Annotated in this window: 22 protein-coding genes and 1 pseudogene; 14 read left to right on the forward strand and 9 right to left on the reverse strand. The window is 71.4% G+C overall.

Annotated elements, in window-relative coordinates; all coding sequences use genetic code 11:
- The first annotated feature begins 12 nt into the window (after window positions 1-12).
- Entirely contained in the window at window positions 13-1,212 is a 1,200-nt protein-coding gene (locus ACIOHP_RS06730; RefSeq protein WP_361484420.1) for a MarP family serine protease, read from the forward strand.
- Between the two features lie 20 nt (window positions 1,213-1,232).
- Here the strand turns inward: ACIOHP_RS06730 and ACIOHP_RS06735 are convergent, their stop codons facing one another.
- From ACIOHP_RS06735 to acs, 5 genes are all read right to left on the reverse strand, one after another.
- Window positions 1,233-1,415, reverse strand: coding sequence for a hypothetical protein (locus ACIOHP_RS06735; protein ID WP_361552940.1), 183 nt, complete (start codon window positions 1,413-1,415; stop codon window positions 1,233-1,235).
- Window positions 1,416-1,542: 127 nt separating this feature from the next.
- A complete protein-coding gene (locus ACIOHP_RS06740; protein WP_401883949.1) occupies window positions 1,543-2,469 on the reverse strand; it encodes an alpha/beta fold hydrolase in 927 nt (308 codons plus the stop codon).
- Entirely contained in the window at window positions 2,466-2,954 is a 489-nt protein-coding gene (locus ACIOHP_RS06745; protein ID WP_361552934.1) for a phage holin family protein, read from the reverse strand. The genes ACIOHP_RS06740 and ACIOHP_RS06745 overlap by 4 nt, the downstream gene beginning before the upstream one ends.
- 76 nt (window positions 2,955-3,030) lie before the next feature.
- Window positions 3,031-4,467: a Na+/H+ antiporter NhaA gene (nhaA, locus tag ACIOHP_RS06750; protein WP_401883951.1), complete on the reverse strand. Its 1,437-nt coding sequence runs from the start codon at window positions 4,465-4,467 to the stop codon at window positions 3,031-3,033.
- A gap of 156 nt (window positions 4,468-4,623) precedes the next feature.
- A complete protein-coding gene (gene acs, locus ACIOHP_RS06755; protein ID WP_401883953.1) occupies window positions 4,624-6,582 on the reverse strand; it encodes an acetate--CoA ligase in 1,959 nt (652 codons plus the stop codon).
- A gap of 245 nt (window positions 6,583-6,827) precedes the next feature.
- Between acs and ACIOHP_RS06760 the strand changes: the two genes are divergently transcribed.
- Entirely contained in the window at window positions 6,828-7,424 is a 597-nt protein-coding gene (locus ACIOHP_RS06760) for an RNA polymerase sigma factor (RefSeq protein WP_401883955.1), read from the forward strand.
- Window positions 7,421-8,008 carry a hypothetical protein gene (locus tag ACIOHP_RS06765; protein ID WP_401883957.1) on the forward strand — a complete coding sequence of 196 codons (588 nt, stop codon included), beginning with the start codon at window positions 7,421-7,423 and terminating at the stop codon, window positions 8,006-8,008. Before ACIOHP_RS06760 ends, ACIOHP_RS06765 begins: the two co-directional genes overlap by 4 nt.
- A gap of 49 nt (window positions 8,009-8,057) precedes the next feature.
- Here ACIOHP_RS06765 and ACIOHP_RS06770 read toward each other — a convergent pair whose 3' ends face one another.
- The gene (locus ACIOHP_RS06770; RefSeq protein ID WP_401883959.1) at window positions 8,058-10,511 is read right to left on the reverse strand and encodes a bifunctional SulP family inorganic anion transporter/carbonic anhydrase; all 2,454 of its coding nucleotides are present in this window, start codon (window positions 10,509-10,511) and stop codon (window positions 8,058-8,060) included.
- Between the two features lie 298 nt (window positions 10,512-10,809).
- Between ACIOHP_RS06770 and ACIOHP_RS06775 the strand changes: the two genes are divergently transcribed.
- The gene (locus ACIOHP_RS06775) at window positions 10,810-12,078 is read left to right on the forward strand and encodes a hypothetical protein (protein ID WP_401883961.1); all 1,269 of its coding nucleotides are present in this window, start codon (window positions 10,810-10,812) and stop codon (window positions 12,076-12,078) included.
- A gap of 46 nt (window positions 12,079-12,124) precedes the next feature.
- Here ACIOHP_RS06775 and ACIOHP_RS06780 read toward each other — a convergent pair whose 3' ends face one another.
- Window positions 12,125-13,105 carry an ATP-binding protein gene (locus ACIOHP_RS06780; RefSeq protein ID WP_401883963.1) on the reverse strand — a complete coding sequence of 327 codons (981 nt, stop codon included), beginning with the start codon at window positions 13,103-13,105 and terminating at the stop codon, window positions 12,125-12,127.
- A 101-nt stretch (window positions 13,106-13,206) separates the two neighbouring features.
- Here ACIOHP_RS06780 and ACIOHP_RS06785 point away from each other — a divergent pair, with 101 nt between their 5' ends.
- Window positions 13,207-14,031, forward strand: coding sequence for an oxidoreductase (locus ACIOHP_RS06785; protein WP_361552910.1), 825 nt, complete (start codon window positions 13,207-13,209; stop codon window positions 14,029-14,031).
- Between the two features lie 364 nt (window positions 14,032-14,395).
- On the opposite strand, the gene ACIOHP_RS06790 is transcribed toward ACIOHP_RS06785, so the two are convergent.
- Window positions 14,396-15,229: an HAD family hydrolase gene (locus ACIOHP_RS06790; protein WP_361484442.1), complete on the reverse strand. Its 834-nt coding sequence runs from the start codon at window positions 15,227-15,229 to the stop codon at window positions 14,396-14,398.
- 585 nt (window positions 15,230-15,814) lie between these two features.
- Between ACIOHP_RS06790 and ssd the strand changes: the two genes are divergently transcribed.
- From ssd to ACIOHP_RS06825, 7 genes and pseudogenes are all read left to right on the forward strand, one after another.
- Window positions 15,815-16,918 (forward strand): septum site-determining protein Ssd, encoded by a 1,104-nt coding sequence (gene ssd / locus ACIOHP_RS06795; protein WP_401883966.1) that lies wholly within the window; start codon window positions 15,815-15,817, stop codon window positions 16,916-16,918.
- Between the two features lie 113 nt (window positions 16,919-17,031).
- Window positions 17,032-18,204 (forward strand): TadA family conjugal transfer-associated ATPase, encoded by a 1,173-nt coding sequence (locus tag ACIOHP_RS06800; protein WP_401884141.1) that lies wholly within the window; start codon window positions 17,032-17,034, stop codon window positions 18,202-18,204.
- The gene (locus tag ACIOHP_RS06805; protein WP_401883968.1) at window positions 18,197-19,048 is read left to right on the forward strand and encodes a type II secretion system F family protein; all 852 of its coding nucleotides are present in this window, start codon (window positions 18,197-18,199) and stop codon (window positions 19,046-19,048) included. Before ACIOHP_RS06800 ends, ACIOHP_RS06805 begins: the two co-directional genes overlap by 8 nt.
- Window positions 19,049-19,085: 37 nt before the next feature.
- Entirely contained in the window at window positions 19,086-19,871 is a 786-nt protein-coding gene (locus ACIOHP_RS06810) for a type II secretion system F family protein (RefSeq protein WP_401883970.1), read from the forward strand.
- Window positions 19,872-19,944: 73 nt separating this feature from the next.
- Window positions 19,945-20,154, forward strand: a complete 210-nt coding sequence (locus ACIOHP_RS06815; protein ID WP_266899418.1) for a DUF4244 domain-containing protein — start codon at window positions 19,945-19,947, stop codon at window positions 20,152-20,154.
- Complete coding sequence (locus ACIOHP_RS06820; RefSeq protein WP_361552892.1) at window positions 20,141-20,500, forward strand: TadE family type IV pilus minor pilin; 360 nt, start codon at window positions 20,141-20,143, stop codon at window positions 20,498-20,500. Before ACIOHP_RS06815 ends, ACIOHP_RS06820 begins: the two co-directional genes overlap by 14 nt.
- Window positions 20,497-20,838 (forward strand): annotated as a pseudogene (locus ACIOHP_RS06825) (Rv3654c family TadE-like protein); the annotation flags it as partial. The gene ACIOHP_RS06820 and the pseudogene ACIOHP_RS06825, both read left to right, overlap by 4 nt.
- 40 nt (window positions 20,839-20,878) lie before the next feature.
- Here ACIOHP_RS06825 and ACIOHP_RS06830 read toward each other — a convergent pair.
- Entirely contained in the window at window positions 20,879-23,404 is a 2,526-nt protein-coding gene (locus ACIOHP_RS06830) for a DEAD/DEAH box helicase (protein ID WP_401883972.1), read from the reverse strand.
- A 163-nt stretch (window positions 23,405-23,567) separates the two neighbouring features.
- On the opposite strand from ACIOHP_RS06830, the gene bldG reads away from it, so the two are divergent.
- The gene (gene bldG / locus ACIOHP_RS06835) at window positions 23,568-23,909 is read left to right on the forward strand and encodes an anti-sigma factor antagonist BldG (protein ID WP_005475923.1); all 342 of its coding nucleotides are present in this window, start codon (window positions 23,568-23,570) and stop codon (window positions 23,907-23,909) included.
- Window positions 23,910-24,026: 117 nt separating this feature from the next.
- Window positions 24,027-24,464 (forward strand): ATP-binding protein, encoded by a 438-nt coding sequence (locus ACIOHP_RS06840; RefSeq protein WP_401883974.1) that lies wholly within the window; start codon window positions 24,027-24,029, stop codon window positions 24,462-24,464.
- The last annotated feature ends 240 nt before the right edge of the window (window positions 24,465-24,704 follow it).

The raw sequence follows: 24,704 nt of genomic DNA on the forward strand, positions 1-24,704 counted from the left end.
AGGCCTGAACCGGTGAACGTGCTGGACATCCTGTTGCTGGTCGCCGCCGTGTGGTTCGCGATCGTCGGCTACCGCCAGGGCTTCGTCGTCGGCATCCTGTCGGTGATCGGCTTCATGGGCGGCGGTCTTGTCGCCGTCTATGTGCTGCCCGTTGTCTGGGACGCCCTCACCGACAACTCGGAGGTCAGCACGACCGCCGCCGTCGTCGCGGTCGTCGTCGTCATCGTCTGCGCCTCCGTCGGCCAGGCCCTGACCACCCACCTCGGCAACAAGCTGCGCCGGTACATCACCTGGTCCCCGGCCCGCGCCCTGGACGCCACCGGCGGCGCCCTCGTCAACGTCGTCGCGATGCTCCTCGTGGCGTGGCTGATCGGCTCCGCCCTCGCCGGCACCACCCTGCCGACCCTGGGCAAGGAGGTCCGTAACTCCAAGGTCCTCCTCGGCGTCGCACGGGCCCTGCCCGAGCAGGCCAACACCTGGTTCGCGGACTTCTCCTCGGTCCTCGCGCAGAACGGCTTCCCGCAGGTCTTCAGCCCGTTCTCCAACGAGCCGATCAACGAGGTCCAGCCGCCCGACCCGGCGCTCGCGGGCAGCCCGGTCGCCACCCGCGCCAAGAAGTCCATCGTCAAGGTCATGGGCACCGCCCAGAGTTGCGGCAAGGTCCTCGAAGGCACCGGCTTCGTCTTCGGCGAGCGCCGCGTCATGACCAACGCGCATGTCGTGGGCGGCGTCGACGAACCCACCGTCCAGATCGGCGGCGAGGGCAGGAAGTACGACGCGACGGTCGTCCTCTACGACTGGGAGCGCGACATCGCCGTACTCGACGTACCGGATCTCAAGGCGCCCGCCCTGGAGTTCACGTCCACGGACGCCAAGAGCGGCGACGACGCGATCATCGCGGGCTTCCCGGAGAACGGCGGGTACGACGTCCGGGCCGCGCGCGTGCGCGGACGCATCCCGGCCAACGGACCGGACATCTACCACCGCGGCACCGTGCACCGCGACGTGTACTCCCTCTACGCGACCGTCCGCCAGGGCAACTCCGGCGGCCCGCTGCTGACCGCCGAAGGCGAGGTGTACGGCGTGGTCTTCGCCAAGTCCCTGGACAACGCCGAGACCGGATACGCGCTGACCGCGGACGAGATCCAGGAGGACATCGCCAAGGGGCGCACCGCGAACCAGCAGGTGGACAGCGACAGCTGCGCGCTTTGAGATGTGAGGTGTGGGGTGCGTCAGCCTCGAGGGTGACGCAGCCGTACCGAGACCCAGCGGGCCCGGCGGCGCAGAATGTGCGGAATGCCCACCCGGAGATCCGTGACCTGCATCTGCGGGGCCCCTCCTCGCTGGTGGGGGCTCAGACCATGGCCCGAGCGGCGATTGCGTGCTGCGTCACTGTAGTCGTGCGTCCAGCCCATACCCCGACGTGTGCCCCTGCCCCAAGGTCGATAACCGCCCCCAGGGCCCCCAATTGGCCTATGCGCCGGGCAAGTGGCTGTTCGTCGGACAGGTGTTCAGATCCGGATACCGGGCGCGTCCACACGGTCACCGATCGGGCTCGGGATCCTTCAGCCAGTTGATCAGCTCGGTCGAGAAGGCGACAGGGTCTTCCTCATGAGGAAAGTGCCCGAGTCCGTCGAACAGCCGCCAGCGGTACGGCGCTTCGACGTACTCGCCGGACCCGGCCGCGCTCCGCGTCCGCAGCACCGGGTCCAGCGAGCCGTGCAGATGCAGCGTCGGTACCCGCACCGGCCGCTTCATACGGCGGTTGAACTGGATGCCGTCGGGGCGGGCCAGGGAGCGCACCATCCAGCGGTACGGCTCGATCGAGCAGTGCGCCGTCGACGGGATGCACATCGCGCGGCGGTACGTCTCCACCGCGTCGTCGTCCGGCAGGACAGGGCCCGACCAGTCCCGCAGCAACCGGGCGACCAGCGCGCCGTCGTCCGCGGTGAGCTGCCGCTCCGGGACCCAGGGGCGCTGGAACCCCCAGATGTAGGAACCGGCGCGTGTCTGCTTGACGTCCGAGAGCATCGCCGAGCGCCAGCGGCGCGGATGGGGCATCGAGGCCACCGCGAGCCGCCGTACGAGCTTCGGACGCATCGCCGCCGCCGTCCACGCCAGATAGCCGCCCAGGTCATGGCCGACCAGCGCGGCGTCCGGCTCGCCCAGGGAGCGGATCACGCCGGTGATGTCGAGGGCGAGGTTGGCCGGGTCGTAGCCGCGCGGGGTGCGGTCGCTGCCGCCGACGCCCCTGAGGTCCATGGCGACGGCCCGGAACCCGGCGTCGGCGAGCGCGGGCAGCTGGTGCCGCCACGTCCACCAGAACTGCGGGAAGCCGTGCAGCAGCAGGACCAGCGGGCCGTCGCCCATCTCGGCCATGTGGAAGCGGGCGCCGTTGGCGGCGACCTCGCGATGGGTCCAGGGGCCGTCCGGTCGTACTACTGAGGCAGGTGTGGCGGGGTCCGTCATGACGACGAGCGTGCCACAGCTTCGATGGCCTCCGGGACACGGTCCTGCGTCAGCTCCGGCCGCGGATGCGGCTTGGCGTTCTGCAGGACGCTCGCCGACTCCTTCATCGACGCGGCGGTCTTCTGCGCGCCGCCGCTCTGCTTCGCCTTCTTCGCGAAGACCACGCCGATCAGCGCCAGCAGGCCCGCGACGAGCACGTTCGCCGCGAAGGACAGCAGGAAGCAGACCGCCAGGTTCCAGTCGCTCCAGGTGCGGATGCCGTACGCCAGGGCGAAGTTCAGCATCGGCAGCGAGAACACCAGCACCCCGCCGGCCACCATGAACGCGCCGCCGCTCGTCGCGCCGCGCTTCACGTCCCGCTTGAGCTGCGCCTTGGCCAGCGCGATCTCGTCGTGCACCAGCGCGGACATCTCGGTCGTCGCCGAGGCGAACAGCTGGCCGATGCTGCGTTCGGCGCCGACCGGGCCGCCGTCGGGTGCGCTCATCGCGTTCTCCCTGAATCTGCCGTGTGCCCGACTGGGAAGTCTTGGGCCGGAAAGTCTTTTGTACCGTCCCGTCAGATCATGCCCGACGGTCGTCCTCCTCGCCTGCCCCGCCCGTCACTTCGGCAAGCCCTGTTCGCTCGGCTGCCTTGAGTTCGGCGATCCTGCGGTGCTCGGCGGCCTTGCTCTCGTGGATCGCGGCCATGCGCAGGTGGTACGCCGGGTCGTCCTCCTCGTAGATGTCCGGGATGCCGTCGAGGTCGTCGTCGCGCTCCTCGGCCTCGACCATCCGGCGGTACTTGGCGTTCCGGATCTTCAGCAGCACGGTGGCGAAGGTGGCCGCGATGAGCGAGCCCATCAGTACGGCCGCCTTGATCTCGTCCGTGAGCGTCGCGTCCCCGTCGAAGGCCAGCTCCCCGATGAGCAGCGACACCGTGAAGCCGATGCCGGCCAGGGCGGCGACCGCGAAGACGTCCGCCCACTCCAGGTCGTCGCTGAGCGAGGCGCGGGTGAAGCGTGCCGTCAGCCAGGTCCCGCCGAAGATGCCGAGCGCCTTGCCGACGACGAGACCGAGGACCACACCGAGCGTCTCGGGCTTGGTGAACACATCGCCGAGCGCCCCGCCGGACACGGAGACACCGGCGCTGAACAGTGCGAACAGCGGTACGGCCAACCCCGCCGAGAGCGGACGTACGAGATGCTCGATGTGCCCGCCGGGAGAGTGCTCCTCGCCCTCCCGAGGTGTGCAGCGCAGCATCAGGCCCATCGCGACGCCCGCGATGGTGGCGTGGACGCCGCTGTTGTACATCAGGCCCCAGATGACGAGCGCGAGCGGCACGTACACGTACCAGCCGCGTACGCCCTTGCGCAGCAGCAGCCAGAAGACGGCCAGGCCCACCACCGCGCCGCCCAGGGCGGCGAAGTCGATGTCCGCGGTGAAGAACACCGCGATGATCAGGATCGCGAAGAGGTCGTCGACGACGGCGAGAGTGAGCAGGAAGGCGCGCAGCGAGCTGGGGAGAGAGGTGCCGATGACCGCGAGCACGGCGAGTGCGAAGGCGATGTCGGTCGCGGTCGGGACCGCCCAGCCGTCGAGGGAGCCGCCGCCGGTGAGGTTGGTCAGGACGTAGACGAGGGCCGGTACGGCCATGCCGCACAGGGCCGCGACGACCGGCAGCGCCGCCGCCCTGGGGTCCTTGAGGTCACCGGCGACCAGCTCGCGCTTGAGTTCGATGCCGGCCACGAAGAAGAAGATCGCGAGGAGTCCGTCGGCCGCCCAGTGCTCGATCGAGAGGTTCAGGCCGAGCGCTTCGGGGCCGAGGTGGAAGTGGCTGACGCTCTCGTAGCTGTCGTGCAGCGCGGGGACGTTCACCCAGATCAGCGCGGCGACCGCGGCGACGAGGAGCAGGACACCGCCGACGGTCTCGGTGCGCAGCGCGTCCGCCACGAAGGTCCGTTCCGGCAGGGAGAGCCGTCCGAGGACCTTACGGGTGGGGGTGGTGCGGGGCGCGGCCATCGGGAGACCTCCGGTCGGTGGGTAGGGCGAAGCTGCTCGCCGACCAGACTTCCCGGCACACCTGTGGGGTCACGCTTGTTTTTCTTAGTTTACCTAAAAGGGGGCGCCCGGCGCGTCTTCCTGCGCCGGGCGCCCCCCTCTGGCGGGCTCGGTGGCTCAGTCCTCGCTGGGCGCGGCCGGCAGCTTCGCCTGGATGAGGTCCATGACCGTGGAGTCGGTCAGGGTGGTGACGTCTCCCAGCTGGCGGTTCTCGGCGACATCCCGCAGCAGGCGGCGCATGATCTTGCCGGAGCGGGTCTTGGGCAGCTCGGCCACCGGGAGGACCCGCTTGGGCTTGGCGATCGGGCCGAGGGTGGCGCCGACGTGGTTGCGCAGGTCGTTGACGAGGCCCTCGTCCTCGGCGTTCGCCGTACCGCGCAGGATCACGAAGGCGACGATGGCCTGACCGGTGGTCTCGTCGGCGGCGCCGACGACGGCGGCCTCGGCGACCGACGGGTGGGAGACGAGCGCCGACTCCACCTCCGTCGTGGAGATGTTGTGGCCGGAGACGAGCATGACGTCGTCCACGCGCCCGAGGAGCCAGATGTCCCCGTCCTCGTCCTTCTTCGCCCCGTCACCGGCGAAGTACTTGCCCTCGAAGCGCGACCAGTACGTGTCGAGGAACCGCTGGTCGTCGCCCCAGATGGTGCGCAGCATCGACGGCCACGGCTCGGTGAGGACGAGGTAGCCGCCCCCGCCGTTCGGAACCTCGCCGGCCTCGTCGTCGACGACGGTCGCGGAGATGCCGGGCAGCGGGGTCTGTGCGGAGCCCGGCTTGGTCTCGGTGACACCGGGCAGCGGCGAGATCATCATCGCGCCGGTCTCGGTCTGCCACCACGTGTCGACGATCGGCGTCCGGTCGGCACCGATGTGCTTGCGGTACCAGATCCACGCCTCGGGGTTGATGGGCTCACCCACGGAACCGAGGACGCGCAACGACGACAGGTCGAACTTCGCGGGGATGTCGTCGCCCCACTTCATGAACGTACGGATGGCGGTGGGCGCCGTGTACAGGATGGTGACCCCGTACTTCTGCACGATCTCCCAGAAGCGGCCCTGGTGCGGGGTGTCCGGGGTGCCCTCGTACATGACCTGGGTGGCGCCGTTGGCGAGCGGCCCGTAGACGATGTACGAGTGCCCGGTGACCCAGCCGACGTCGGCCGTGCACCAGTAGACGTCGGTCTCCGGCTTGAGGTCGAAGACGGCGTGGTGGGTGTACGCGGTCTGGGTGAGGTAGCCGCCGGAGGTGTGCAGGATGCCCTTCGGCTTACCCGTCGTGCCCGACGTGTAGAGGATGAAGAGCGGCTGCTCGGCGCCGAAGGCCTCGGGGGCGTGCTCGGCGGACTGCCGGTCGACGATCTCGTGCCACCAGACGTCACGGCTGTCGTTCCAGGCGACGTCCTGGCCGGTACGGCGGACCACGAGCACGTGTTCGACATTGCCCGCCTTGTCGGCGGCCTCGTCGACGGCCGGCTTGAGCGCGGACGGCTTGCCGCGGCGGTAGCCGCCGTCGGAGGTGATGACGACCTTGGCGTCGGCGTCCTGGATACGCGTGGCGAGCGCGTCCGCGGAGAAGCCGCCGAAGACGACGGAGTGCGCGGCGCCGATGCGGGCGCAGGCCAGCATCGCGACGGCCGTCTCCGGGATCATCGGCATGTAGACGGCGACCCGGTCGCCCTTCTGGACCCCGAGCTCCAGCAGGGCGTTCGCGGCCTTGGAGACCTCGTCCTTCAGCTCGGCGTAGGTGATCGCGCGGCTGTCGCCGGGCTCGCCCTCGAAGTGGATGGCGACCCGGTCGCCGTTCCCCGCCTCCACGTGCCGGTCGACGCAGTTGTACGCGACGTTGAGCTCGCCGTCCTCGAACCACTTGGCGAACGGCGGGTTCGACCAGTCCAGCGTCTTGGTCGGCTCCTTGGCCCAGGTCAGCCGACGGGCCTGTGCGGCCCAGAAGCCGAGCCTGTCAGCCTTGGCCTGTTCGTACGCCTCCGCCGTGACATTGGCGTTCGCTGCCAGGTCTGCGGGCGGCGCGAACCTGCGCTCTTCCTTGAGCAGGTTGGCCAGGCTTTCGTTGCTCACGACATCTCCCTTTCCCAGGGTGTCCGTTGTGTCCCAGGCCACAGCTCATCAGACCGGAGGGTGCGCTGACAAGGGCCGATGGAAAATTGGTTTAGACCTTTGCGTGCATCGAGGTCGGCGGCCCGGGTTCATTCGTACCCACGGACGCCGACCAGGCAGAGTTCAGTGCTTGTAACGCCTTTCACACTCCCGCCCAAGTACGGGTGAAGCGCCACCGACGAGTCACCGACGTGAGGGGAGACCGAGTGGAAGGGATACGGGGCGGACCGCAGGCGGCGGCCCGCGACCCTGAGCTCTTCGAGGAGTTCTACCGGCGCCATGTGGACGCCATGACATCTTTCGTGGCCCGGCGTGTCGCGGATCCGCACACCGTGGCCGACCTGACGGCCGAGATCTTCCTGGCGGTCCTGGACTCCGCTCACACCTACCGTCCCGGCCGGGGCAGCGAGACGGCATGGCTCTACGGCATCGCCCGCAACCTCGTCTCCTCGGAGCACCGGCGCGTGGCCCGCGAGACCGCACGCGACCGCCGTGTCTCGGGCCGCCGGCTCCTGGAGCCCGACGACATCGCCCGGCTCGAGGACAAGCTCGACGCACAGAGCCCGGGCCGCCGTGCCCTCGCCGCTCTGGAACGGCTCCCCGCGGGGGAGCGAGCCGTCCTGGAACTGGTCGCGGTCGACCAGCTCACGGTCGCGGAGGCCGCCGCCGCGCTGGGAATCAGCCAGGTCGCGGCACGGGTACGGCTGCACCGGGCACGCAAGTCGCTGCGCGCGGCGGCGGATGCGGCGGGTGCGGATCTGCGAGGGACATCGCTGTCCTGTGTCACCGGGGGAGAGGCATGACGATGAAGACGACGTTCGAGGACCGGCTGCTCGCCGAGCTGCAGGGTGAGATCGAGCGACGGGAGGCCGACTTCCCGGTGCCCGCCGCGCGGCCCCGCGTGTTCACGGGCCGTCGGCTCGCCCTGGCCGCCGCGGCCTGTGCGGTCGCCGCGCTCGCGGTGGTGCTGGTGCCGGGCTCGCCGGCCGACTCACCGGCGTACGCGGTGGAGCACAACGGCGACGGCAGTGTCACCCTCACCCTCAAGGACCTTGAGCCGACGGTCGAGTCCCAGCGCGAACTCGCCGAGCGGCTCCGCCCGAGCGGTATCCACGTGGACATCCAGAACCTCGACGCCCACCACGTGTGCGGGCGGCCTCGCGGTGAACAGCTCCCGGAGGGCAAGCCGGTCCACCCCGGGGAGGCGTGGAGGATCACGCTCCGTCGTGGCGACTCCGTGGCCTTCGAGAACCACGAGATCACCCACGGGAAGACGTGGGCCGTGGCCTTCTACGCGGTCAAGGGCACGATCGAGCCCTGCGTGCGGACGGAGACCACCAAGGACTTCCTGGAGGTGACGGCCTCCCCCTCGTCCGTCGGGCGATGACACCGTACGGGACGGGCGGCCACCGGAACCGGGGCCGCCCGTCCCGTCGTCACGCCGACAGATCCGCCGCCTCCACATGGTCGAACAGCTCGTCCCCGCTCACCCCGGTGAGCAGATACGCCTGTGCCTCGCCCACGTGGAAGTACATCCCGTGCAGCTCCAACTCCCGCTTCCGCAGCGCCCGCGCCACCGACTCGTGCGCGCTCAGATGCTCCAGCTGCTGGATCACGTTGGTGAGGGACAGCTGCTCGACCGCGTCCGCGGGCGCCCGTCCGGCGAGCCGGGCCCATGGACGGCTGTCGTCGGCCATGCGCTCCAGGCTCGGCAGCCCGTGCCGCAGCCACCGCTTGAGCGGCGTCCGGGCGCCCCCGGGCTCGGAGTTGAGCAGCGCCTGCATGGCTCCGCACCCCGAGTGACCGCAGACCGTGATGGACCGCACCTTCAGCACGTCCACCGCGTACTCGATCGCGGCCGCCACCGAGTCGTCACCGCTCTCCTCGCCGGGCATCGGCACCAGGTTGCCCACATTGCGGACCACGAACAGGTCGCCCGGACCACTGGAGGTGATCATCGACGTGACCAGCCGTGAGTCGGCGCAGGTGAGGAAGAGCTGCGCCGGGCGCTGCCCTTCACGGGCCAGCCGGGCCAGCTCGCCCCGCACCAGGGGAGCGGTGTTGCGCTGGAACGCGCTGATGCCGCGCGCCAGTTCATGTCCGCTGGGACTGGACGGACCGGTCCCGTCGGCCTTGGCGAGGCCGCCGGAGTCGCTCGGGTGCCCGCCGGGCGGGGGTGTGGACCGCGGGTCCTCGCACTGGTGGTTGCGCCAGGGCGTCCAGGGGCGGCAGCGGCAACCCGCCGAGGCGGCGCGGTCGGTGTACCCGGTGCCGGCCCCGACGCCGTTTCCGCTCCCGATCCCGAGTGCGGTGTGAGCGTCGGGGACGTCCCCCGGCTCGGCGATCCGGACCCCGGCGCGACGGCCGGTCAGCTCGACGGTGCCGCCCTGCGCGATGTACGTGTTCTGCCAGTCCTGCAATGCCTCGAACGCCGCGTGGTCCATGAAGGATCCGTCCAGCTCGACGACGACCCGCGCGCCCTGGGGCACGAGATGCAGGGCCCGGCTGAGGCGGGGCACGGCGAGGAACGTCAACTGTCCTCGCACGTGTACGTGATGGACTCCGTCCTGCTCGTCGTGGGTGATGCGGGTGCGGGCGAGGCGGTGCAGGGCGACGGCGACGGCCACGGCGATGCCGAGCACGACGCCCTCCAGGACGCCGAGGAACACCACGCCGACGGTGGTGACGGCGTAGACGAGGACTTCTCGGTGGCGGGTCACCGTGCGGATGTGGTGCAGGGACACCATCTGGATGCCGACGGCCATCACCAGGGCGGCGAGCGAGGCGAGCGGGATGAGCTCGAGCACCGGGACCATCAGCAGCGCGGCGATCACTACGAGAACGCCGTGCAGCATCGTGGAGTTCCGGCTCACGGCACCCGCGTGCACATTCGCCGCACTGCGCACGGCGACACCGGCGACCGGGAGCCCGCCGAGCGACCCGGAGACGATGTTGGCGGCGCCCTGGCCCAGCAGTTCGCGGTCCAGGTTGGAGCGTCTGACACGGGCGGTCAGTCCGGGTCGGCCGGCGGCCATCTTGTCCACGGCGACCGCGCCGAGCAGCGACTGCACGCTGCACACCAGCGTGGTGGTCAGCACGGCGGCGACCAGACCGAGCACGGGACCTTCGGGGAGCCCGGCCAGGGCGTGGCTGCTCCACGAGGGCAGGTCGACCCTGGGCAGCGTCAGCCCGGCGAGCGCGGCGGCCGCGCTGGCCCCGGCGACGGCGACGAGCGCTGCCGGGATCCTGCGCAGCAGACGGCCGGCCCGGCCGGGGATGCGGGGCCAGAGCAGCAGCAGGGCCAGGGTCAGCGCGCTCACCGACACGGCCGCGGGACGTACCTGGGCCAACTGGGCGGGCAGGGACTGGAGGTTGGCCAGGACGGAGCTCTGCGGAGTGCCGCCGAGGACGATGTGCAGCTGGGCGACGGCGATGGTGACGCCGATACCGGCGAGCATGCCGTGCACGATGGCGGGGCTGACGGCGAGCGCGCTGCGCGCCACGCGCAGGCAGCCCAGGCCCAGTTGGGCGAGGCCCGCGAGAACCGTGATGGCACAGGTCGTACGCCAGCCGTAGCGGTGGATCAGGTCGGCGGTGACGACCGTGAGCCCGGCCGCGGGACCGCTCACCTGGAGCGGGGCACCGCCGAGCCGGCCGGCGACGAGTCCTCCCACGGCGGCGGCGACGAGGCCTGCCTGGAGGGGCGCGCCGGTGGCCAGGGCGATGCCGAGGGACAGGGGCAGGGCGATCAGGAAGACCGCGATCGAGGCCGACACGTCGGCGCCCGCGACACGGAAGCGGCGGGGCCCGGACGGCGGTGGGCTGTGGGGTCGGTGGATGCGCTTGGTCCGACTCGGGTCGGTGGCGCGGGTGGGGACGCAGGCGGACATGGTTCCCGTCTCCTCCGGGGCAGCGCGGTCGCGGAACAGGTGGTCCCCCGCCAGGGCGGGGGGTCGGGTCGCGGCCGTGGGTCACGGCGTACAGCGGCGGGATGCATCAACGCTGGGTAAACGAATCGTAATTCAGAGTAAAGGCCAGGCATAGACTTTTCTGGCAAATGGCGCAATAAGTCACTCATCAGAGTGATGCGGATATTTCATCGGCTTGTCGTACTAATTCATTCCGGACCTCGTGCGAGCTTGACGGCGCTGTCGTTGGCCCCGAGAGAAGGAAGTAGGTGGGCGGAACATGGCCGCCACCCAGAGGATCGCCGCGGGCGCCGTGGTCGCCGCGCTCTGTGCCGCGTCGCTCGCCGGTTGCGCGCTCGGCGACGGTGCCGAGAAAGGGGCCGCCGGCCCGCAGAAGGCGAAGCCGGCCCAGGCGCCGCCCAAGAGCGCGGTCCGCCTGATCGGCGACGGCTCCACCGCGTACACCGGGGTGCAGCCCCACCTGCCCAGACCCGAGCGCATGAAGCCCGGTCAGAAGCCGCCGCAGTTCGTGGTGTTCTCCTGGGACGGCGCGGGCGAGGACTCCCAGAAGCTGTTCTCCCACTTCCGCAAGGTCGCCAAGGCGAACAACGCGACGATGACCTACTTCCTCAGCGGCGTGTACATGCTCCCCGAGGAGAAGCGCGACCTCTACCGGCCCCCGCAGCACTCCCCGGGCCGCTCCGACATCGGCTTCAACGACGAGAAGGGCATCGCCGAGACCGTCAAGCAGCTGCGCGGGGCGTGGCTGGAGGGCAGCGAGATCGGCACCCACTTCAACGGCCACTTCTGCGGCAGCGGCGGCGGGGTCGGCCAGTGGTCCGTCGAGGAGTGGAAGGACGAGATCGCCCAGGCGAAGCAGTTCGTGAAGTCCTGGAAGACCACCACCGGCATGAGGAACGCGAGCCCGCTGCCCTTCGACTACGACAAGGAGCTCATCGGCGCCCGCACGCCCTGCCTGGAGGGCCAGAAGAACTTCATGAAGGCCGCCCGTGAACTGGGCTTCCGCTACGACACCAGCGGCGTCAACGACCAGCTCTGGCCCCAGAAGAAGGAAGGTCTGTGGGACCTCTCGATGCAGCTGGTGCCGTTCTCCGGGCACTCCTTCGAGCAGCTCACCATGGACTACAACTTCGCCGTGAACCAGTCGGGCACGATGTACGGCGACCCGAACAAACACGAGTTCTGGGGCGACCAGATGCGTGACAGCCTGCTCAAGGGCTTCCACCGGGCCTACGACGGCAACCGCGCGCCCCTGATCATCGGCAACCACTTCGAGTCCTGGAACGGCGGCACCTACATGCGTGCCATCGAGGAGACCATCGAGCAGGTCTGCAACAAGCCCGACGTGCGCTGTGTCTCCTTCCGCCAGCTCGCCGACTGGCTGGACGCCCAGGACCCGCAGGCCCTGACCAAGATGCGGACCCTCGGTGTCGGCGAGGCCCCGAAGCAGAGCTGGGCGTCCTTCCTCTCGGGCCGCCCCGCCCCGGCTCCGAAGGGGGTGCCCGGAGCGCCGGCGGCCAAGCCGTGAGCCCCAGGCGCTGAGTCACGAGTGGTGAGCCCGGGGCGGTGAGCCGTCAGGCGTCCACCACGACGCTCTCGCTCAGTACGAAACCGGGGTCGACCTGCGCCGCCAGGTCGGCCCCGGTGCGCTCGTTGCCCCAGGACTGGGCGTTCTTCAGGTGGAAGTGCACCATCTGGCGTGTGTAGCCCTCCCAGTCCCGCAGGCCGTACGTGGCGTCGACCGCGCTCTGCAGCCGGCGCAGGGAGCCGCGGTTGACGTCCTCCAGGAGCTCGAACCGGGGCGGCCGGCCCTTCTCCATGGCACGCACCCAGTCCGAGTGCCCGACCGTGACCAGCAGGTCGTCCCCGACCTCGGCGCGGAGGAAGTCGAGATCGTCCTGCCCCTGCACCTTGTTGCCGACGACCTTCAGGACGACGCCGAAGTCGCGGGCGTACTCCTTGTACTGGCGATAGACGGAGACCCCCTTCCGGGTCGGCTCGGCGACGAGGAACGTGATGTCGAAGCGGGTGAACATGCCGGAGGCGAAGGAGTCCGAGCCCGCGGTCATGTCCACCACGACGTACTCGTCACGTCCGTCCACCAGGTGGTTCAGGCACAGCTCCACCGCTCCCGTCTTGGAGTGGTAGCAGGCGACCCCCAGGTCGGCGTCCGTGAAGGGGCCGGTGACCATCAAACGGACGCTGCCGCCGTCGAGTTCCACCGGCCGGGCGCAGGCGTCGTACACCGGATTGTCCTCGCGCACCCGCAGCAGTCGTGAGCCCTCGCCCGGCGGGGTCGTCTTGATCATCGTCTCCGTGGAGGCGATGCGCGGGTTGGCGCCGCGCAGGTAGTCCTTGATCAGCGGCAGCCGCTCACCCATCGCGGGCAGTGCCGCGGCCGTCGGCTCGTCGAGACCGAGGGCGGCGCCCAGGTGCTGGTTGATGTCGGCGTCGACGGCGACGACGGGTGCGCCGGTGGTGGCGAGATGGCGGATGAACAGGGACGACAGCGTGGTCTTGCCACTGCCGCCCTTCCCGACGAAAGCAATTTTCATGTTCACGAAGCGTAGTGGCGTGATAGCTGTACGTGTCAGGCGTGCGTGAAGAAGACCACTCCTTCGTGGGGTGTGCGCCGCGGTTGCGTAATGTCGTACTCATGAGTACGACAGGCGCGACCGCCGATCCGCTCGCCGCCCTGGGCTCACTGCCCGGCGTGGCCGACTCCGTGGAGTCCGTGCGCAAGGCCGTGGACCGGGTCTACGGGCACCGGATCATGCGGCGCCGCAGCACCGCGATCACCTCCGAGGCGGCCCTGCGCGGCGCTCGCGGTTCCGCGGCGCTGTCCGGTGCCGACTGGGCCCTCGAAGAGGTGCGCCGCCGCTCCGACTTCAGCGGCGACGACGAGGCACGCGTCGTGGGCGCGGCGCTGAGGCTGACCGCCGAGGCGGGCCAACTGCTCTCCATCTGGCGGCAGTCGCCCCTGCGCGTCCTGGCCCGCCTGCACCTGGTGGCGGCCGCGACCAACGGCGACGAGGTCGGGCGCCCGCGGCAGGCGGGCGAGCCGGTCGACGAGCCGCTGATCGAGCTCGCGGCGCCCGGTGCGGCGGAGGTGCACGGCCGGCTGGAGGGCCTGTCCGAGCTGATCATCGCGGGCGGTTCCGCTCCGGCCCTGGTGACGGCGGCCGTCGTGCACGGCGAGATCCTCGCCCTGCGGCCCTTCACCTCCCACAACGCTCTCGTGGCGCGCGCGGCCGAACGCATCGTCCTGATCGGCAGCGGTCTCGACCCGAAGTCCATCTGCCCGGCGGAGGTCGGCCACGCCGAGCTGGGCCGGGCCGCCTATCTGGCGGCGCTCGACGGCTATGTCTCCGGAACTCCGGACGGCATGGCCGCCTGGATCGCGCACTGCGGCAAGGCGGTCGTGCTCGGGGCGCGCGAGTCGACGGCGGTGTGCGAGGCGCTGCAGCGCGGAGCGGCGTAACCGAGGTGACGGAAAAGGCCCTCCCGAAGGAGGGCCTGAACAGGGTTGCGGCGGTACGAGGACTCGTACCGCCGCTGGCATGTTCACCGGGTTACCAAGCGTCCTCGAAATATTGCCCATCAGGTCGGGACTTTGCCCGTCACCTGGTGCGGCTGGCCCGTAATCGACGGGTCGACGTCGCGTGGGTGCCCAATTCTCATGCGCGGTCCGTGGGGCCAAATGCGTTATTAAGGTGATCCTTTCGGATGTCCTTGGTCTCGCGGGCCGTTGACTCCTTTGTACTCCAGGACCCGGGCAAGCGGAAGTCCTGGCTGCAGTTCTTTACTTTTACTCTCAAACAGTCACCAAAAGGGCACCCGGCACGTCAGAGAACCGTCGACCGGCGCCGACTGGCGTACCAGACGAGGCCCGCGGTGGCCGCGGCCGCTCCTATGGCCGCCGCCGCGACGAGCGCCGGACGGGACGGCGCGGAGAACGCGGGGAGCCGCTGCTTGAGCCGGACCGGCCGGTGGAAATCGAGAATCGGCCACCCGCGCGCGAGTGCCTCGCGGCGCAGCGTGCGGTCCGGGTTCACGGCATGGGGGTGGCCGACGGACTGGAGCATCGGCAGATCGGTCGCCGAGTCGCTGTAGGCGTAACAGCGCTCCAGGTCGTACCCCTCGGACTCGGCCAGCTCCTTGATCGCCTCGGCCTTGGTCGGGCCGTACGCGTAGTACTCCACCTCGCCGGTGAAGCAGCCGTCCTCGCCCACGACCATCCGGGTCGCCACCACCCGGTCCGCGCCGAGCAGTTCACCGATCGGCTCGACCACCTCCGCGCCCGACGTGGACACGATCACGACGTCGCGGCCGGCGGTGTGGTGCTCCTCGATGAGGGAGGCGGCCTCGTCGTAGATGATCGGGTCGATCAGGTCGTGAAGGGTCTCGGCCACGATCTCCTTCACCTGTTGGACGTTCCAGCCGCGCACGAGTGCCGAGAGGTACTCGCGGGTCCGTTCCATCTGGTCGTGGTCCATACCGCCCACGAGGAAGACGAACTGGGCATACGCGGTACGCAAGGCGGCCCTGCGGTTGATCAGTCCGCCTTGGTAGAACGACTTGCTGAAGGTGAGCGTGCTCGACTTCGCAATGACCGTCTTGTCCAGGTCAAAGAAGGCCGCTGTGCGGGGCAAGGAGTGGTTTTCCACGACCCTGAGCATAGGCGCAGCCCATTCGGCGTAAGGTGGGGCGCGTGGGTTTGCCTGAGAAGGCTCTCGGGTACACCATGGAAGTCACGGATCGTTCGCGACCGTGCTAACCCGGCCCGGCTCCTCCCCCCCCGAGTCGGCCGTGGAGACGACCCCCACTCTCCCCCCCGGTGGGGGTCGTCGCACGTCCGGGTGCGTTTTCTCCCCTCTTTCTGTGTCCCTGTACGGCTCTACGGCCGTGTCGAGGCGGCTGCGGCCGCCTCTTTCGCATGCCCATGATCCGTCACCGTGCGTAGTCGTCGCACTGCGCTGCGGAAGTCGCACACATGGCAGTGCGGGGAGCATCGGTATGGGTGACGGCGATATTCACAACGACTGAGTTGTCCACAGTTATCGACCAAGATCCACAAGATTTCCGGCATCGCTGCACCGTGATTCCAGCGCGGCCCGCCGACACCGACTCGATGGCTGGTTCCGGTTAGTCGGCCGCGTTTGGCCGGTTCGTATCGGCCGTTCATATGAAGGCCGGTCGCCGGTTCTTCACACGTTTGGGAATCGCGGGGCCCTGGAGGCTCTCGCGAGATGCAGCGAAGGGGGATGAATAACGTGGCCGCAGCCGTCACACACGATCCGCCGCCCACCGCCGGAGGGCGACAGGGCGGACCGTTGATCGTCACCGAGGACCCGGTGCTCCTCGACGACCTGCTGCGCCTGTGCGCGGCGGCCGGCGCCACACCCGAGGTGCACCCGGGGGTGCCGGAACCGAGAGGGCGCTGGGAGGCCGCACCGCTCGTCCTGGTGGGCGACGACGCCGCGCGGCGCGTGCGCGGAGCCGCCCGCAGAGGCGGAGTGGTCCTCGTCGGACGGGACCAGGACGACTCCGGCGTCTGGCGCCGGGCCGTCGAGATCGGCGCCGACCACGTCCTGATGCTGCCCGACGGGGAGCAGTGGCTGGTCGACCGGATCGCCGACGTCGCCGAGGGAGTCGGCCGGCCCGCCCTCACCGTCGGCGTCATCGGCGGCCGAGGCGGGTCCGGGGCATCCACGCTCGCGTGCGCGCTCGCCGTCACCTCCGCGCGGGAGGGACTGCGGACCCTGCTCGTGGACGCCGATCCGCTGGGCGGCGGACTCGACGTACTCCTCGGCGGCGAGACCGCCGAGGGGCTGCGCTGGCCCGCGTTCGTGGCCTCGCGCGGCCGGGTCGGCGGCGGTGCCCTGGAGGAGTCGCTGCCTCAGCTGCACTCCCTGCGGGTCCTCAGCTGGGACCGCGGCGACTGCGTCGCCGTCCCTCCGCAGGCCGTCCGCGCGGTGCTCGGCGCGGCCCGCCGCCGGGGCGGCACGGTCGTCGTCGATCTGCCGCGCCGCGTCGACGACGGCATCGCCGAGACCCTCGCCCAGCTCGACCTCGGCATCCTCGTGGTCCCCGCCGAACTCCGCGCCGTCGCGGCGGCCGGACGGGTGGCCTCCGCCGTCGGGATGGTCGTACGCGATCTGCGCGTGGCGGTCCGCGGGCCCCACGCGCCCGGGCTCGACGACCGGGAGGTGGCGCGACTACTCGGACTGCCGCTGGTGGGCGAGGTGCCCCTGGAGGCGGGGCTGCTGCGGCCCCACGAGAGCAGGACACCGCCGGGAGCCGGACGGGGGCCGCTGGCGCGGTTCTGCAAGGAGTTCTGGGAGCGGGCGTTGGTGGAGGCGGCATGAGTACCTACTCCGACGAGAGGGGCCGGGCGTCGTTCGGCCCCGGGCGGGCCGAGGGCTCGCGTGTGGCCACGGCCGGTGCGGCGCCCCCGGTGGGGCGGTCGGGTGGGGCGGACATGTCCCCGCGCCTGCTCGACGGCGTACGGCAGTGGCTCGCCGAGAGCGGGGCAGAACCGACGCCCGCGCGGGTGGCACAGGCGCTGCGGGAACAGGGGCGGGTGCTCGGTGACGCCGAAGTCCTCGGGGCGGCCGAGCGGTTGCGCTCGGAGCTGGTCGGCAGCGGCCCGCTGGAACCGCTGCTCGCCGACCCCCGGGTGACCGATGTGCTGGTGTCGGCACCGGACCGGGTCTGGGTGGACCGGGGCGGCGGACTCGAACTCACCACGGTCGCCTTCCCCGACGCCGCCGCCGTACGACGGCTCGCGCAGCGCCTGGCCGCGGTGGCCGGACGTCGGCTGGACGACGCGCGGCCCTGGGCCGACGCCCGGCTGCCCGACGGGACGCGGCTGCACGCGGTGCTGCCGCCGGTGGCCGTCGGCTGCACCTGTCTGTCGCTGCGGGTCGTACGGCCGCGCGCGTTCACCCTCGACGAGCTGATGGCGGCGGGCACCGTGCCGCCGGACGGGGACCGGGTACTGCGGGCGCTGATCGAAGCACGGCTGTCGTTCCTGATCAGCGGTGGGACCGGCAGTGGCAAGACAACGCTGCTGAGCGCCCTGTTGGGGCTCGTCGGGCCGGGCGAACGGATCGTGCTGGCCGAGGACTCCGCGGAACTGCGGCCGGACCACCCGCACGTCGTACGCCTGGAGAGCAGACCCGCCAACCAGGAGGGCGCGGGCCTGGTCTCGCTCGAGGACCTGGTGCGGCAGGCACTGCGGATGCGCCCGGACCGGCTGGTGGTGGGCGAGGTGCGCGGGCCTGAAGTGGTGCATCTGCTGGCCGCGTTGAACACGGGCCATGAGGGCGGCTGCGGAACGGTCCATGCCAACGCGGCGGCCGATGTCCCGGCCCGCCTCGAGGCGCTCGGCACGGCGGCCGGGCTCGACCGGGCCGCGCTCCACAGCCAGTTGGCGGCCGCGCTCTCCGTCGTCCTGCACCTCGCCCGCGACCGGAACGGGCGGCGCCGGATCGCCGAGGTGCATGTGCTGGAGCGGGATCCGTCGGGGCTGGTGCGGACGGTGCCGGCGCTGCGGTGGGGCGCGGAGGCGTTCGTGTACGAGCGGGGGTGGGAGCGGCTGCGGGGGCTGCTCGGCACCGCGGGGGCCGACAGGGGGCGTGGCGATGAGTGAGGTGTCGACGGGGGCGGCGCTGGTGTGTGCCGGAGCGGCGGTCTGGCTGTCGGCCGGGTGGCGCTCCGGGGCGCGGCGGGCGGAGTTGCTGCTCGCGGGGGCCGGTGGGGCGGTCGGGACCGGGCCGCCGGTCTGGCGGCGCCTGGCCGGTGGAGTACGGCGGCTGGGGAGCGAGTGGTGGTCGGTGGCGGCCGGACTGGTGCCGGCCGTGCTGGGGGCCTCGGTGCTGCCGCTGGTCGTGGGGGTGGCCGGGGTGCCGTTGCTGCGGCGGCTGCGGTTGGCGCGCGAGGCGCGGCGGGCCCGGGATCGCCGAGGGGACGCGGTCATCGCCTTGTGCGGGGCGCTCGCCGGAGAGGTGCGGGCCGGACGGCAGCCGGGTGAGGCCCTGTTGTGTGCCGCGCGCGACTGCGAGGGGCTGGGCGAGGCGCAGCCGGCGGTGCTGGCGGCCGCGCGGTTCGGCGGGGACGTGCCGGGTGCGCTCGCGGGCGCCGCACGGCAGCCGGGTGCCGAGGGGCTGCTGGGCCTCGCGGCGTGCTGGCGGGTCGCGGTGGACCGGGGGGCGGGGCTCGCGGCCGGACTCGAACGGCTCGAAGCGGCGTTGCGCGCGGAGCGGGACCAACGCGCCGACCTGCGTGCGCAGTTGGCGGGCGCCCGCTCCACGACGGTGATGCTCGCCGGGCTCCCCGCCCTCGGACTGCTCCTCGGCACGGCCCTCGGCTCCGACCCGCTGCACGTCCTGCTGCACACCGGGCCCGGCCTGGGCTGCCTGGTGATCGGCGGCCTGCTGGAGGGGGCGGGGATGTGGTGGGCGGCGCGGATCGTGCGGGGAGCGGAAGCGGTGTGAGGGCGGAATCGGCGTGGGGCTCGGAAAGGCGGGCGCGGTGAGTGCGGACGTTGTCCACAGGCTGGGGGTGATCGCGGGAGCCGTGACGGTGCTCGCGTGGCTCGCCCGGTGGGCGGAGGGGACGCGGCGGGAGCGGAGGCTTCGGCGGCGGCTGACCCGGCTGGTGGCCCGGGAGACAGTGCCGGTCGGGCCTCGGGGGGAGGCGCGGAAGGTCGTGCGGCGCTGGTTGCCCTCGCTGGGCGCGGTGGCCGGCGGGTGGGTGCTGGTCGGCGGGGCCGCCGGTGTCGTGGTGGGGCTGGTCGTCGCGGTGGGGCTGTGGTGGTGGCGGGGCCGACAGGGCGCCGAGGACACGGGGGAGGCGTACGACGTGGCAGAGGCGGCACGGCAACTCCCGCTCGCCGCCGATCTGCTGGCGGCCTGTATCGCGGCCGGCGCGGGTCCGGTGATCGCGGCACGGGCGGTGGGCGAGGCGCTGGGCGGGCCGGTCGGGGAAGGGCTCGCGCGGGGCGCGGCGGAGGTACGGCTGGGAGGCCCGCCGGGGGAGGCCTGGCGTCGGCTGGCGTCGATGCCGGGTGCCGGTCCGCTGGCGCGGTTGCTGGAACGGGCCGATGTGTCCGGGCTCCCGGCTGCCGTACCGGTCGCACGGCTCGCGGCGGAGGCCCGCGCCGAGTGGGCGCGCACCGCGACGGCACGGGCCCGGCGGGCGGCGGTCATGGTGACCGCGCCGGTGGGGCTGTGCTTCCTGCCCGCGTTCATCGCGGTCGGTGTGCTGCCCGTGGTGATCGGCCTGGCCGACGGGGTGCTGGGAGGGGGTGGTCGATGACGGGGCGGGCCCGGAACGACGGCAAGTGATCGAGCGACAGCAGTCAACAGAAGCGACCTGTACGGGGGTTGAGATGTACAAGGCGGTGCGGGCACGGATGCGTGCCCTGGTGTGCGGGGCGCGTGCGGCGCGGCGGGATGCGGGGATGGTCACGTCCGAGTACGCGATGGGGATCATCGCGGCGGTGGCGTTCGCGGCCGTCCTCTACAAGGTGGTGACCAGCGGAGCGGTCAGCGCGGAGCTGCAGGGCATCGTGAAGCAGGCACTCGATGCGCGGATGTGAACGAGGTCGCGCGGACCGGGGGTTCGTGACGGCGGAGTCGGCCGTGGTCCTGCCCGTGTTGGTGATGTTCGCGACGGCGCTGGTGTGGGGGCTGCTCGTGGTGGCCGCGCAGATCCAGTGCGTGGACGCGGCGCGTACGGGGGCCCGGGCGGCGGCGCGGCAGGACCCGGCCGACGCGGTCGTCGAGGTGGCCCGCGAGGCGGCGCCGCGCGGTGCGCGGGTCACGGTCAGCCGGGAGGAGGAGCAGGTCCGGGTGGTGGTCGTGGCGAGGCCGCCGATGCTGGGACGGCTGCCCTTCGACGTGCGGGAGGAGGCGGTGGCGTCGGTGGAGGGAGCGGGCCCATGAGAAGGGGCTTCCCGCGGTGCCGGAGGTCTGCCTCGTGGCCGGTGACCTGGGCGGAGGGGCTCGCGCGGCGACGGGGCCCCGCCCGCGACCGCGGCTCCGCCACCGTCTGGAGCGTCGGTGCGATCGCCGTGCTGTGCGTGGTGTTCGGGGTCGTGCTCGCCCTGGGGCAGGCCGTCGTGGTCCGGCACCGGGCGGCCGGGGGCGCGGATCTCGCCGCGCTCGCGGCGGCGGACCACTGGGCGGAGGGCGGCGAGGGGGCCTGCGCCCGGGCGGAGCGGGTGGCCCGGGCCCAGGGCGCCCGGCTCGTGCGGTGCGTGATCGTGGGCGAGACCTCGGACGTGACGGCGACGGCGGGCCGGGGGCCGTTCGCGGCGGAGGTCAGGGCACGGGCGGGACCGGCGGACCTGTCCCTTCCGGTATCGGCGGAGCCGTCGTCACCTGCGGAGCTGCCTCCTTCGGGACCGGCTGAGCCGCCCCCTCCGGCACCGGATCCTGTCGAGCCGGTTCCGGCGGCTCCCCCGCCGCCCCGGGCTTCTCCTCCGGCGCCCCCCGCAACAGCACCGTGAGCAACCGCACAGCCCCCCTCTTGTGCAGCGGATCGTTCCCGTTGCCGCATTTGGGGGACTGGATGCAGGACGGGCAGCCGGCGTCGCACTCGCAGGCGGCGATGGCCTGGCGGGTGGCGGTGAGCCAGGCGCGGGCGGTGTGGAAGGCCCGCTCGGCGAATCCCGCGCCGCCGGGGTGGCCGTCGTAGACGAAGACCGTGGGGAGCAAGGTGTCGGGGTGCAGCGGGATCGAGACGCCGCCGATGTCCCAGCGGTCGCACGTCGCGAACAGCGGCAGCATGCCGATCGAGGCGTGTTCCGCGGCGTGCAGGGCGCCGCCGAGGATCTCCGGGTTGATGCGGGCCTCGTCCAACTGGTCCTCGGTGACCGTCCACCACACCGCGCGTGTGCGGAGCGTACGAGGAGGGAGGTCGAGTTTGGTCTCGCCGAGGACCTCGCCGGTGATGAGACGTCTGCGGAGGAAGGACACGACCTGGTTGGTGACCTCGACCGAGCCGTAGCACAACCGGCCCTCGCCCCAGGGGACTTCGACATCCGTCTCCAGGACGGAGACGGCCGTCGTGTCGCGGGCCACCGTCGAGTACGTCGGGTTCGCCTCCTCGACCAGGGCGACCGAGTCCTCCAGGTCCAGGGACCGGACGAGGTAGGTGCGGCCCTGGTGGAGGTGGACCGCGCCCTCGTGGACGGTCGTGTGCGCGGCGCCCGCGTCGACCGTGCCCAGGAGGCGGCCCGTGCCGGACTCCACGATCTGGACCGGGTTGCCGCCCCCGCCGCGGATGTCGGTGAGGTCGGCGGCCCGTTCCCGGCGGGTCCAGTGCCAGGCCTTCGTACGGCGACGCAGGAGTTTCGCGGCCTCCAACTGCGGCAGCAGGGCCGCGGTCTCCGGGCCGAACAGCGCCAAGTCGTCCTCGGTCAGCGGCATTTCCGCGGCCGCCGCGCACAAGTGCGGTGCCAGGACGTACGGGTTGTCGGGGTCCAGAACCGTCGACTCCACCGGCTGGTCGAACAGGGCCTCGGGGTGGTGGACGAGGAAGGTGTCCAGGGGGTCGTCGCGGGCGACCAGGACGGCGAGGGCGCCCTGACCGGAACGGCCCGCGCGGCCGGCCTGCTGCCACAGGGACGCGCGCGTGCCGGGGTAACCGGCGATGATCACGGCGTCCAGGCCGGAGACGTCGATGCCGAGTTCGAGCGCGGTCGTCGCGGCCAGGCCCAGCAACTCTCCCGAGTGGAGGGCCTGTTCCAGGGCGCGGCGCTCCTCGGGGAGATAGCCGCCGCGGTAGGCCGCCACGCGTCGGGCCAGGGAGCGGTCGATCTCGGCCAGCCGCTCCTGGGCGATGACCGCGATGAGCTCGGCGCCGCGCCGGGAGCGTACGAAGGCGACCGAGCGGACGCCCTGCACGGTCAGATCCGTGAGCAGGTCGGCCGTTTCGGCGGTGGCGGTACGGCGGACCGGGGCGCCCTTCTCGCCCTGCATCTCGGTGAGCGGGGGCTCCCAGAGGGCGAACACCAGTTCACCGCGCGGCGAGGCGTCGTCGGCCACCTCGACCACCGGGAGGCCGGTGAGGCGGCGGGCGGCGACCGAGGGCTCGGCGGCGGTCGCGGAGGCCAGCAGGAAGACGGGAGAGGCGCCGTAGCGGGCGCAGAGACGGCGCAGCCGGCGCAGCACCTGGGCGACGTGGGAGCCGAAGACGCCGCGGTAGGTGTGGACCTCGTCGATGACGACGTACTTGAGCGACTTCAGGAAGGAGGACCAGCGGGGGTGGGACGGGAGGATGCCGCGGTGCAGCATGTCCGGGTTGGTCAGCACGTAGTTGGCGTACTGGCGGATCCACTCGCGTTCCTCGAACGGGGTGTCACCGTCGTAGACCGCGGGTCGAACTGAATTGCCCAGCGGTTGTGAAAGTTCCTTCACAGAACGCCACTGGTCCGCCGCCAGCGCCTTCGTGGGAGCGAGGTACAGCGCCGTGGCCCCGCGGCCGTTCGGGGCCTCCGAGCCGTCCAGGAGGGCCGTCAGGACGGGCGTGAGGTAGGCCAGGGACTTGCCGGAGGCGGTGCCGGTCGCGACCACCACCGACTCGCCGTCGAGGGCGTGCTCGGCCGCCTGTGCCTGGTGGGCCCAGGGGTGTTCGACACCGGCGGCCTGCACCGCGGCGATGACCTCCGAACGAATCCGGTCAGGCCAGACGGCATGGCGACCCTCGCGCGGGGGCAAGTGCTCCGTATGAGTGATGCGCGCAGCCCGACTCGGCCCGGAGGCGAGCCGGTGCAGGACCGTGCCCGGTTCCGGCCGGGAGACGGGTTCCGCCGAGGGTCGATCGGTTCGGTGATTCTTGGCCATCGGCACCGAGTGTGTCACTGGCGTGACGGACAATGGGACCAAGGCGTCGTGCACGCCTGCCGTAAGTGATTGAATGCCATCGCGGCTGGCGAACCGTCCTGGGGGCTTCAAGCCGAGGTGTCCCGCGGGACGACCGCTCGAGTAGCAAGGTGCTGGAGGATCCGTGGACCTGTCCCTGTCGACCCGTACCGTCGGCGATCGCACGGTCGTCGAGGTCGGTGGCGAAATCGACGTATATACCGCGCCCAAGCTGCGCGAGCAGCTGGTCGAGCTGGTGAACGACGGGAGTTTCCACCTCGTCGTCGACATGGAGGGCGTGGACTTCCTCGACTCCACCGGGCTCGGCGTACTGGTCGGCGGACTGAAGCGGGTGCGTGCCCATGAGGGCTCGCTGCGCCTGGTCTGCAACCAGGAGCGCATTCTCAAGATCTTCCGCATCACCGGTCTGACCAAGGTGTTCCCGATCCACACCTCGGTCGACGAAGCGGTGGCGGCCACCGACTGAACCACCGGCCCGGGGCGCGGAAAAAGGACCGCTCCCGGGACGGCAGTAGTACATGGGGGTCCCGGCTTTCGGCAGCCCGGTCCCCCGACAGCACGCCCGTAGTTCCGAGGGGGATGCATGGCCACCGTTGAACTCCGCTTCAGCGCGCTGCCCGAGCACGTCCGCACCGCCCGTCTGGTGGCGGCGGCGGTGGCGCGCAGGGCCGGGGTGGACGAGGCCGTTCTCGACGAGGTCAGGCTCGCCGTCGGCGAGGCCTGCTCCCGTGCCGTCGGACTGCACCACAACAGCGGCATCACCGAACCGGTGAAGGTGCTGCTCATCGAGGAGGAGAAGCAGTTCTCCATCGAGGTGGGCGACGAGGCGCCGCGCTCGGCCCCGGGTGACCGGGCGCCCGGCGGGGCCGCCGAGGACGTGGACGTGGAGACCGATGAGGACGAGATGGGCCTCGCGGTCATCAGCGGCCTCGTGGACGACGTGGAGGTCACCGCAGGGGAGCACGGCGGGTCGATCCGTATGACTTGGCCGACCACTCCGCCGGCCGCGACGCTTCCCTGATCTCACCGTCGTAGAAGACCTCGAGGGCCCTGCTCAGCAGGGCCCTTTCTTCTTTTCTCCGAATTCGTGAAAGAATTCACGATCAATCGCCCGATAATTCGATCAAGCGTCAATGCCTTTGGGGCATTAGCTCGTTCGGGTTCTGTGTGGTGACTCGATCATTTGCTGAAGAGCGTGTGAAGGCTAATTCCGTTTACCGCGCACTGTTTTGATCAGGTTCCGCTACCTACAATCCGTCCA

The organism is Streptomyces sp. NPDC087859 (assembly GCF_044742595.1).
Classification (GTDB): Bacteria; Actinomycetota; Actinomycetes; order Streptomycetales; family Streptomycetaceae; genus Streptomyces; species Streptomyces canus_F.

What these genes read in the sequence shown, in the direction of transcription:
- ACIOHP_RS06735 (WP_361552940.1), bottom strand. Translation starts at nt 1,415, where the DNA reads ATGGGCTGGACGCACGACTACAGTGACGCAGCACGCAATCGCCGCTCG.
- ACIOHP_RS06740 (WP_401883949.1), bottom strand. Translation starts at nt 2,469, where the DNA reads ATGACGGACCCCGCCACACCTGCCTCAGTAGTACGACCGGACGGCCCC.
- ACIOHP_RS06745 (WP_361552934.1), bottom strand. Translation starts at nt 2,954, where the DNA reads ATGAGCGCACCCGACGGCGGCCCGGTCGGCGCCGAACGCAGCATCGGC.
- nhaA (WP_401883951.1), bottom strand. Translation starts at nt 4,467, where the DNA reads ATGGCCGCGCCCCGCACCACCCCCACCCGTAAGGTCCTCGGACGGCTC.
- ACIOHP_RS06765 (WP_401883957.1), top strand. Translation starts at nt 7,421, where the DNA reads ATGACGATGAAGACGACGTTCGAGGACCGGCTGCTCGCCGAGCTGCAG.
- ACIOHP_RS06770 (WP_401883959.1), bottom strand. Translation starts at nt 10,511, where the DNA reads ATGTCCGCCTGCGTCCCCACCCGCGCCACCGACCCGAGTCGGACCAAG.
- ACIOHP_RS06775 (WP_401883961.1), top strand. Translation starts at nt 10,810, where the DNA reads ATGGCCGCCACCCAGAGGATCGCCGCGGGCGCCGTGGTCGCCGCGCTC.
- ACIOHP_RS06780 (WP_401883963.1), bottom strand. Translation starts at nt 13,105, where the DNA reads ATGAAAATTGCTTTCGTCGGGAAGGGCGGCAGTGGCAAGACCACGCTG.
- ACIOHP_RS06785 (WP_361552910.1), top strand. Translation starts at nt 13,207, where the DNA reads ATGAGTACGACAGGCGCGACCGCCGATCCGCTCGCCGCCCTGGGCTCA.
- ACIOHP_RS06790 (WP_361484442.1), bottom strand. Translation starts at nt 15,229, where the DNA reads ATGCTCAGGGTCGTGGAAAACCACTCCTTGCCCCGCACAGCGGCCTTC.
- ssd (WP_401883966.1), top strand. Translation starts at nt 15,815, where the DNA reads ATGAATAACGTGGCCGCAGCCGTCACACACGATCCGCCGCCCACCGCC.
- ACIOHP_RS06800 (WP_401884141.1), top strand. Translation starts at nt 17,032, where the DNA reads ATGTCCCCGCGCCTGCTCGACGGCGTACGGCAGTGGCTCGCCGAGAGC.
- ACIOHP_RS06805 (WP_401883968.1), top strand. Translation starts at nt 18,197, where the DNA reads ATGAGTGAGGTGTCGACGGGGGCGGCGCTGGTGTGTGCCGGAGCGGCG.
- ACIOHP_RS06815 (WP_266899418.1), top strand. Translation starts at nt 19,945, where the DNA reads ATGTACAAGGCGGTGCGGGCACGGATGCGTGCCCTGGTGTGCGGGGCG.
- ACIOHP_RS06820 (WP_361552892.1), top strand. Translation starts at nt 20,141, where the DNA reads ATGCGCGGATGTGAACGAGGTCGCGCGGACCGGGGGTTCGTGACGGCG.
- ACIOHP_RS06830 (WP_401883972.1), bottom strand. Translation starts at nt 23,404, where the DNA reads ATGGCCAAGAATCACCGAACCGATCGACCCTCGGCGGAACCCGTCTCC.
- ACIOHP_RS06840 (WP_401883974.1), top strand. Translation starts at nt 24,027, where the DNA reads ATGGCCACCGTTGAACTCCGCTTCAGCGCGCTGCCCGAGCACGTCCGC.